The sequence below is a fragment of the Pseudomonas sp. GW821-FHT03C07 genome, from assembly GCF_059420925.1.
The window spans coordinates 1-8751 of record NZ_JBWKUQ010000037.1 but is presented as its reverse complement, the minus strand read 5'-3'; the positions used below and the strand labels follow the sequence as shown (position 1 = coordinate 8751).

7 protein-coding genes and 1 pseudogene are annotated in these 8751 nt (G+C 62.5%); 4 read left to right on the top strand and 4 right to left on the bottom strand.

Features of this window, described 5'->3' with window-relative positions; genetic code table 11:
* Positions 1 to 383: 383 nt before the first annotated feature.
* Positions 384 to 740 carry a 6-carboxytetrahydropterin synthase QueD gene (queD, locus tag AC07VG_RS33305; RefSeq protein ID WP_495004837.1) on the bottom strand — a complete coding sequence of 119 codons (357 nt, stop codon included), beginning with the start codon at positions 738 to 740 and terminating at the stop codon, positions 384 to 386.
* Positions 741 to 824: 84 nt separating this feature from the next.
* Entirely contained in the window at positions 825 to 1904 is a 1080-nt protein-coding gene (locus AC07VG_RS33300; RefSeq protein ID WP_495022552.1) for a patatin-like phospholipase domain-containing protein, read from the bottom strand.
* A 278-nt stretch (positions 1905 to 2182) separates the two neighbouring features.
* Here AC07VG_RS33300 and AC07VG_RS33295 point away from each other — a divergent pair, with 278 nt between their 5' ends.
* From AC07VG_RS33295 to AC07VG_RS33285, 3 genes are read left to right on the top strand one after another with little or no spacing between them, the layout of a single operon-like run.
* Positions 2183 to 2485, top strand: a complete 303-nt coding sequence (locus AC07VG_RS33295) for a PepSY domain-containing protein (protein WP_495004839.1) — start codon at positions 2183 to 2185, stop codon at positions 2483 to 2485.
* Complete coding sequence (locus AC07VG_RS33290) at positions 2485 to 3153, top strand: response regulator transcription factor (RefSeq protein WP_495004840.1); 669 nt, start codon at positions 2485 to 2487, stop codon at positions 3151 to 3153. Before AC07VG_RS33295 ends, AC07VG_RS33290 begins: the two co-directional genes overlap by 1 nt.
* Positions 3150 to 4535: an ATP-binding protein gene (locus AC07VG_RS33285; protein ID WP_495004841.1), complete on the top strand. Its 1386-nt coding sequence runs from the start codon at positions 3150 to 3152 to the stop codon at positions 4533 to 4535. The genes AC07VG_RS33290 and AC07VG_RS33285 overlap by 4 nt, the downstream gene beginning before the upstream one ends.
* Here the strand turns inward: AC07VG_RS33285 and AC07VG_RS33280 are convergent.
* Complete coding sequence (locus AC07VG_RS33280) at positions 4483 to 5238, bottom strand: methyl-accepting chemotaxis protein (RefSeq protein WP_495022553.1); 756 nt, start codon at positions 5236 to 5238, stop codon at positions 4483 to 4485. The two genes, AC07VG_RS33285 and AC07VG_RS33280, sit on opposite strands and share 53 nt — an antisense overlap.
* Before the next feature lie 102 nt (positions 5239 to 5340).
* A pseudogene (locus AC07VG_RS33275) lies at positions 5341 to 6411 on the bottom strand (cache domain-containing protein); the annotation flags it as partial.
* A 537-nt stretch (positions 6412 to 6948) separates the two neighbouring features.
* Between AC07VG_RS33275 and ctpM the strand changes: the two are divergent.
* Positions 6949 to 8631, top strand: a complete 1683-nt coding sequence (gene ctpM / locus AC07VG_RS33270) for a methyl-accepting chemotaxis protein CtpM (protein ID WP_495004842.1) — start codon at positions 6949 to 6951, stop codon at positions 8629 to 8631.
* Positions 8632 to 8751: the final 120 nt, after the last annotated feature.

Here is an 8751-nt window from a genome sequence, read left to right as displayed (position 1 = left end):
TCCGGCCTCCTGTGGCGACTGTTCGATCGCCATCGCCAGCAAGCTGGCTCCTACAGGGGGCGGGTGTTCCAGCGCAGAGATAGCGTCGTGCCCGGCCTTCGTAGGAGCCGGCTTGCCGGCGATGGCGGCCGCATAGTCACTGCAAGGCTCAAGGGCCCCATCGCCAGCAAGCTGGCTCCTACAGGGGGCGGGTGTTCCAGCGCAGAGATAGCGTTGTGCCCGGTCTTTGTAGGAGCCGGCTTGCCGGCGATGGCGGCCGTATGGGCAACGCATGGGGCTCAGGGGCCTCCTCGCTGGCAAGCCAACTCCTGCAGGTGGGCGTAGCCAATAAATCCCGCTTATAAAAAAACCACCTGTGCAGGTGGTTTTTTTATAAGCGGGATTCACTCCCCGCGATAGATGCAGCCACTGGTGCAGGTCTCGTGGATGCGAATCGCCGACAGCTCGGGCAACAATGGCTTCAGCTCTTGCCAGATCCACTTCGCCAGGTTCTCGCTGGTGGGGTTCTCAAGGCCGGGAATATCATTCAGGTAGTTGTGGTCCAGGCGCTCATACAGCGGCTTGAAGATCGCCTTGATCTCCGAGAAGTCACGGATCCAGCCGGTATGCGGGTCCATCTCGCCGCTCAGATGAATCGCCACCTTGAACGAGTGACCATGCAGGCGACCGCATTTATGGCCGTCCGGTACGTGGGGCAGCCTGTGGGCAGATTCGAACGTAAACTCTTTGAAGATTTCCACGGTAATGTCAGCTCTGAAAGGTGGCCAGCGCGCAGCCGATAAATGCAGGCTGGCAGTTTAACAGCTTGCGCGCTGGCAATCGCCTCAAAGCGCCAACAGGCGCTCCCCCAGGCGGCCATTGTCGACCAGTTCGAGAAACTCGTCGCCTAGCCGCCGGCTCTGCTCCATCGCCTTGCGCCAATAGACCTGGCGTCCCTGGTCGTCGCCCATATAACGCTTGAAGTCATTACGGTCAGGCAATTTGCCGTGGGGCAGGCGGGCCAGGTATTCCCGCGAAGGCGCCAGTAGCAGGACGTCCTGCAAGCGGTCCGGGTTGCCCCGGCGCCAGGGCAGGCTCTTGTCGAACCAGCCAGGAACGACCTTGTCGGTGAAATGCGGATACAGCACCACATCATCACCGCTATAGGGCAGGTCCAGGTGATAGTCCAGCAGCCCGCCGTCGCGGTAGGTGCCGGCGCCGACCCCTGCGATATCGCGCACGCCTTCCATCACCATTGGAATGGAACCGGACGCCAGCAGGCCCTGGCGCAGATTATCGGCGGCCAGGGGCAGGCAGCGTGACGGAAAGTCATTGAGTGCCTGAAGGGGAGGGGTCAGTCGCGGATCATGCAGGATGACCCGTTCGAAATGCCGCGACAGGCGCGAGCGCTTGATCAGGTTGTCGGCGATGACCGACGACAGCCCAAGCCCCAGGCGGCCCCGATGATCGTGGGCGAGCAGACCGTGACTCTTCACGATCACCACGTTCAGGCGGTAATGCTGGTTCGTCAGGATCGACGCATCGCGGCCATCGAGCAGGTCATGGAGCATGCGTCGGCAGCTCTCGCTGACCTGGGCCATGGTCACCCCCTTGGCGAAGCTCTGTTCGTTGTAGAGCTGGCCCAACCGTGTAATGCCCTCGGCGGCATTGGGCAGGCAGGCACTGGCGAAGCGCCAGGCACCGATGGAGGCGCCGATCAGCGAGCGCTGCCGCGGGCTGCCCGGCAGCCACTCGCCGAACAACGCAAGGTCCAACCCTTGGATACCCAGGGCTTTGGGACCGCCGGCGGCACCGGGCAAGGTGCCGACGTCGGCGGCTTTCAAGCCCTGTTCGCGAATGCGTTGCAGGGTCCGCTTGCCGGCCTTGAGGGTCAAGGCGGGAAACTTGATATGGATGGCCGTCATACGATTCTCGTTCTACCGGGACCGGGATTATAAGGGAGGTCACGGCCGTCGACAGTCGTCGCCCGGCAAAAGCTGTCAACCGGGGTCGATGACGCTCGGAGAAATTCAGTTTCGATTAAGTTGCGGCCCTTACTGTGGGGTGTTGCTGATACCGGGCGGACTACGCAAGACGGCGACTTCACTTATCAGGTAGAACTGCGCGGCGCTCAAGGAGCTGAGTGGGATGTTGAATTGGACGCCATTGGCGGGCGGGTTCTCAAGGATCATCAGGACAGTTAATGACGTTGAATCTGCACGCCTGCACCTTGCTCGCGCTCTTTTGCACCACGGTTTTGGCCAATGACCTGGACCAGGACGAAGCCCTGCGCCTGCGCCGTCAGGGCGTCATCATGCCGCTCGAGCAACTGCTGCAGCAGGCCTTGAACCATTATCCCGGGGCGAAGCTGCTGGAAGCCGAACTGGTGAGCCGGCACGACGTCTATGTCTATGACGTCGAGCTGTTGACCCGTGCCGGCGTCGTTCGGGACATCGAGCTGGATGCCAGCAGTGGTCGTTTATTGAAAGACAAGGAAGACGATTGATGCGGTTGTTGTTGGTGGAAGATCATGTTCCCTTGGCGGACGAGCTGTTGGCCAGCCTGACCCGACAGGGCTATGCCGTCGACTGGCTGGCGGATGGACGCGATGCGCTCTTTCAGGGGGCGGTCGAGCCCTATGACCTGATCATTCTCGACCTCGGCTTGCCGGGGCTGCCGGGGCTCGAGGTGTTGCACCAATGGCGCGCCGACAGCCTCGCGGTGCCGGTGCTGATCCTCACCGCGCGCGGCTCCTGGGCCGAACGTATCGAAGGGCTCAAGGCCGGTGCCGACGATTACCTGACCAAACCGTTTCACCCGCAGGAGTTGCAGTTGCGGGTCCAGTCGTTGCTGCGCCGGGCCCGCGGCCAGGCCAACCAGCCGACCCTGAAGGCCGCCGGCCTGGACCTGGACGAGGGGCGCCAGTGCGTCAGCCGCGAGGGTGGCGATGTCCAGCTCACGGCCGCCGAATTCAGACTGTTGCGTTACTTCATGCTGCACCCGGAACAGATTCTCTCGAAAAGCCATCTGGCCGAGCATCTCTACGACGGCGAAACCGAGCGCGACTCCAATGTGCTGGAGGTGCATGTCAATCACCTGCGCCGCAAGCTGGGCCGCGGCGTCATTGAAACCCGCCGTGGCCAGGGTTATCGCTTTGGTGGCGCGGCCCGGTGAAGTCTATTCAGCGCCGTTTGAGCCTGGGCCTGATCAGTGTCTTGCTCGTCGCCGGACTGGTGGTCGCACCGACCAGTCTCTGGCTGTTCGAGCTGGGCCTGCAGCGCTATCTGGAAGACGGCCTGCACGCGGACAGCGAGAGTCTGCTGGTGGCGCTGGTCCGCACCCCACAGGGTCTGAAACTGGATGAGCGACGTTTGTCGCCGGCCTATCAGCGACCCTTTTCCGGGCACTACTTTCGGATCGATTTCGCCGATCAGCACTGGCGCTCGCGTTCGCTCTGGGACCAGGAACTGCCCGTCATCGAGCAGGCGGGACTACACGCTAGCCTGCAACTGGGGCCGGAAGGGCGGATGCTGTTGGTGCTGCGTTCGGACTATCGGCGCCTCGGCGAGTCGATCAGCATCAGCGTGGCCCAGGACTACACGCCGGTCCGCCGCAGTTTCCAACTGATGCAGCGGATTGGCCTGGGCATCGGCCTGACGGCGCTGATCGCGATTCTGCTGCTGCAACGGCTCACCGTGCGTCGGGCCTTGCGCCCGTTGGAGAACGCCCGCAAGCAAATTGCCCAACTGCAACAAGGACAACGCTCGCAACTCGACACCCAGGTGCCGGTGGAGCTGGAGCCGCTGGTGTCGCAGATCAATCGCCTGCTGGCCCACACCGAGGGCAGCCTCAAGCGTTCGCGCAATGCCCTGGGCAATCTCGGGCATGCGCTGAAGACGCCACTGGCGGTCATGCTAAGCCTGACCGGCAGCGCGGAATTGGAGGCTCACCCGCATCTGCGCCAGACCTTGCTTGAACAGCTGGAGCAGATTCAGCAACGCCTGGAGCGCGAACTCGGGCGCGCCCGGCTGGCGGGAGACACCTTGCCCGGCGCGGTATTCGATTGCGCTGCGGAACTGCCGGCGTTGTTCTCGACCCTGCGTATGATCCATGGCGAGCACCTGCATCTGCAGCATGAGGTGGCGCCCGGCTTGCAGTTGCCCTGGGATCGCGAGGACCTGCTGGAACTGCTCGGCAACCTGCTGGACAACGCCTGCAAGTGGGCCGATGCACAGGTGCGCCTGAGTATTGTCGAAGTCTTGGCGGGCTATCGCCTGGAGATCGAGGATGACGGCCCGGGCATTCCGCCGCGGAACCGGGCCGAGGTGTTCAGCCGCGGCACCCGCCTGGACGAACAGACCCGTGGGCATGGGCTGGGTCTGGGGATCGTGCGCGATATCGTCGAGGCCTGGGGCGGCGATCTGCGCTTGTCGAACAGCCCGCTGGGCGGGCTGCTGGTGACGGTCGACGTATCGCGTCGCGCAGGCCGTTTTCCTGTAGAGCCTAGACCCGGAACTGGTCCATCAGACCCTGTTGCTGGTTCGCCAGGCTGTTGAGCGACTGGCTGACCCGCGCCGACTCACTGGCCTGGCCGGACAGCGACTCGGTGACGTCGCGAATGGTCGCCACGTTGCTGTTGATCTCCTCGGCCACCGCGCTCTGTTCCTCCGCCGCGCTGGCGATCTGCAGGTTCATGTCGCTGATCACCGTCACCGCTTCGCCGATCTGTTGCAGTGCGGTCACCGCCTGGCCGACCTGCTCGACACTGCCTTGCGCCTGACGGTGGCTGTTGCCCATGGCGCTGACCACTTCCTGGGTGCCGCTCTGCAACTGCTCGATGACCTGACGGGTTTCTTCCACCGATTCCTGGGTGCGGCGCGCCAGGTTGCGCACTTCATCGGCGACCACGGCAAAACCGCGCCCGGCTTCGCCGGCACGAGCGGCCTCGATGGCGGCGTTGAGGGCCAGCAGGTTGGTCTGCTCGGCAATGGCGCGAATCACTTCCAGAACCGAGCCGATCTTCTCGCTGTTGGCCGCCAGTCCTTCGACCTGGACCATGGCCGCGCTCATGTCGGCGGCCAGGTGGCCGATGCTGCTGGTGGTGCGGTCGATCACCGTCAGGCCCTGGCGCGTCGCCTGGTCGGCGGCACGGGCTGCCTGGGCGGCTTGGGCGGCACTGCGGGCGACGTCCTGGGCGGTGGCGCTCATCTCATGGGACGCGGTGGCCACCTGGTCGACCTGGCGATATTGCTGCTCCATGCCGGCGCTGGTCTGGGTGGCGATGGCGGCGGACTGGTCGGCGGTGCCACGCGCATCCTGTACCGAGCGCTTGACCTCGGCGATCACCGGCTGCAGCTTGTCGAGGAAGCGATTGAACCAACCGGCCAACTGACCCAGTTCGTCGCGCTTGTCATAAGCCAGGCGGCGGGTCAGGTCGCCTTCGCCGCTGGCAATGTCTTCGAGCATCCGCGCCACAGCCAGGATCGGCCGCGTCACGCTGCGGGCCATCAGCCAGACCAGCAACAGGCCGACCACCGCGGCCAGCAGGCCAAGGCCGAGTTCGGTCAGGGTCCCGGCGGCGTTGTGCTCGTCGAGTTGGCTCTTGAGGACCTCCGCCGGTGCCACCAGGACCTTTTCCGGGATATCGAGCAATACGCCCCAGGACTTGCCGCCGGGGATCGGCTGGAACGGCGCGAGGATCTTCAATTGATCCTGTTCGCGCAGGCTCTGTGTTTGGTTGCTGCTGGCCAGTTGGCCGATCAGTTTGGCACCGTTGAGGGGATCGACCTTGTCCAGGCGCTGGCTGAGTTTGCTGGCATCCGGGCTGTAGCCGGCCAGCAGGCCCGCCGGGCTGAGGATGCTGACGCTGGTCTGGCCGTCATAGAGCTTCTGGCTTGCCTGCTGGCTGAGCGCTTGCAGGCTGTTGAGGTTGATGTCCACCGAGAGTGAGGCAATGACCTTGCCCTCGACCATCAGCGGAAACACGATGCTGGTCATCAGCACGTTCTGGCCGTCGATCTCGTAGAAGTAAGGTTCGATCACGCAGGGTTTGAGGGTGCTGCGCGGGCAGGTGAACCAGGCGTTGTTCGGTTCGCCGCTGGGGCCGGTGCGGGTGTCGGTCATATCGCTTTCCGGCAGCGGCATGGCCGTCAACTGACCTGGGGTCGGCTGCGACCAGTAGAGGGCAAAGCGGCCCCGGTCATTGCTGCCGATCTCCTTCTGGCCGGCGAACAGTTCATCCTTGCCGTCCAGCGCGTTGGCCTCGAAGACCAGGGACAGACCGAGCAGATCCGGGTTGGCTTGCAGCGCGGACTTCACCTGGCGGGTCAGGTCTTCGCGCAGGTCGAAGGCATCGAGAAAGCGTTTTTCCGCCTGTTCGCGCAGGAACAACACCTGGCGCGCAAAACCGTTGCCGTATTGGTAGGCGTCCATGAACTGACGACGAATGATCAGCGCCTGCACCTCACCCTGGGCTTCGATCCGCGCCTGGGCCGCTTCATTGAGCATCTCCATGCTTGAGGTTTTCACCAGTTCCGAGCTGTGTTCCATGCGGTAGAGGGAAAGACCGACCAGCAAGGTAACCACGCCCAACAGGCTGAGTCCGGCGAGCAGGGTGATTTTCCACTGAATGGAAAGCTGTCTGAGCGACATGAAATGACATCCTTAATCGGGGGCAACAGAAGACGGAAGGTTTACTGTGTGAAGATTTTTTCTTTATTTAATTGCTCAATCAAAAATAAATAAAAGCCTTCAGCGAATATCTACTTCACTGAAAAATATAGGGTTATTGAACGGGTTGTGGCCGTTTCACGGACGCCAGAAGTCGGCGCGGAGGGAGAATAGCGTCAACTGGTAATTGGCTGATATCCGTAGTGCGTCATTTGCGTGTATCAATAGCCACTATGCTCAACTTTACTCGTCCCAAGCCGTTAACCCGTTGAGCGTCTATTCCAATAAGAGAGAACCATCATGGGTCTGAGCCTGAAGGCTAAAGTCGTGTCCCTCGCCGTACTTCCGGTATTGCTCTGTGCTCTGGTAATCAGTCTGACCACGGTTTGGATGCTGCAGAATCAGGCCAAGGATGAGGTGGAGGAAACCCGTCAGCGGTTACTCTCGGAGTCCAAGGCGACCTTGCAGAATTACGTCACCCAGATAATGACAGCGATCAAGCCGCTCTACGATGCGTCGGCCCAGGGCGACATGGTGGCCCGGGCGCAGGCGGTGAAACTGCTGTCGAATATCAAATATGGCAAGGACGGTTATTTTTTCGGCTATGACTCGCAGGTCGTGCGGGTGTTCAAGAGCGACAACCCCGATGGCGTCGGCAAGAGTTTCAAGGATGCCCGCGATCCGAATGGTGTCTACGTCAACCGTGAGCTGGTCCAGGTTGCCAAGGACGGTAGCCATTTCCTGAAATACAGCGCGTCCTTGGCCACCAACGAGCAAGTGTTGGTGCCCAAGATCGGTTACACCGAATTCCTGCCCAAGTGGGATATAGCCATCGGTACCTTCGTCAACCTCGACGGTATCGAGGCCCAGGTCGCGGAGGTGGAGATCAAGGTCCATCAGCGCATGGAAGGGGTGATTCTGAGTATCCTCGGGATCACCGCGTTGGTGCTGCTGGTGATCGCGGTCCTCGGGATACTGATGGCCAATGGTATTTTGCGACCGCTGCAACTGATGAAGCTCAGCCTGGACGATATTGCGGCCGGCGAGGGCGACCTGACACGGCGCCTGGCGATCACCAACGAGGACGAACTGGGGCAGTTGGCTGGTTCCTTCAACCGTTTCGTCGACAAGATCCATGGCCTGGTGCGGCAGATCAGCGAGATGACCGTGCAACTGACCACGCTGGTCGCCCAGGTCAGCGACCAGACCCAGCGTTCGGAGCAGGCGATGGAGCGTCAGCGCCACGAAACCGACCAGGTGGCCACGGCGATCAACCAGATGTCCTCGGCGGCCCAGGAAGTGGCGCGCGGCGCGCAAGGGGCGGCGGTTGCCGCGCAGCAGACCGATGCCGAAGGCAAGACTGCCAAACGGGTGGTCGATGGCAGCATCCAGCAGATCCATGCGCTGGTGAAGGATATTCGCCACAGCGGCACCACCCTGGACAGCCTGCAGCAGGACGTGACCTCGATTGTCAGCGTACTCGGGGTGATTCGTTCCATCGCCGAGCAGACCAACCTGCTGGCGCTCAACGCGGCCATCGAGGCCGCTCGTGCCGGTGAAGCGGGTCGCGGCTTTGCGGTGGTGGCCGATGAGGTGCGGGCGCTGGCCAGTCGGACCCAGCAGAGCACCCAGGAAATCCAGGGCATGATCGACCGCCTGCAACAGGGTACGCAGGTGGCGGTGGAGGCCATGCGCCGTTCCAGCGAGGCAGGTGACGGTACCTCGGACCGGGCCAACGAGGCCGGTGTGTCGCTGGATACCATGGCGCAACTGATTGGCACGATCAACACGATGAACGCGCAGATTGCCAGCGCCGCCGACGAGCAGACCGCGGTGGCCGAAGAGATCAACCGCAGTGTGCATCAAATCGCCTCGGCGGTGGACAGCGTGGCCGATGAAACCCAGCGCAGTGCCCAGACTTCCCGTAGTCTGGCGGAACTGGGACAGAGCCTGGGCAAGTTGGTGGGGCAGTTCCGGATCTGACAAGCTGGCCCCGACAGTTTTGTGTCTGACGCAATTCCTGCATCCGACACAGATACTGTGGGAGCGGTGCTTGCCCGCGAAGGGGCCCTTGAGGCCGCCCAAAGCTTCGCGGGCAAGCAC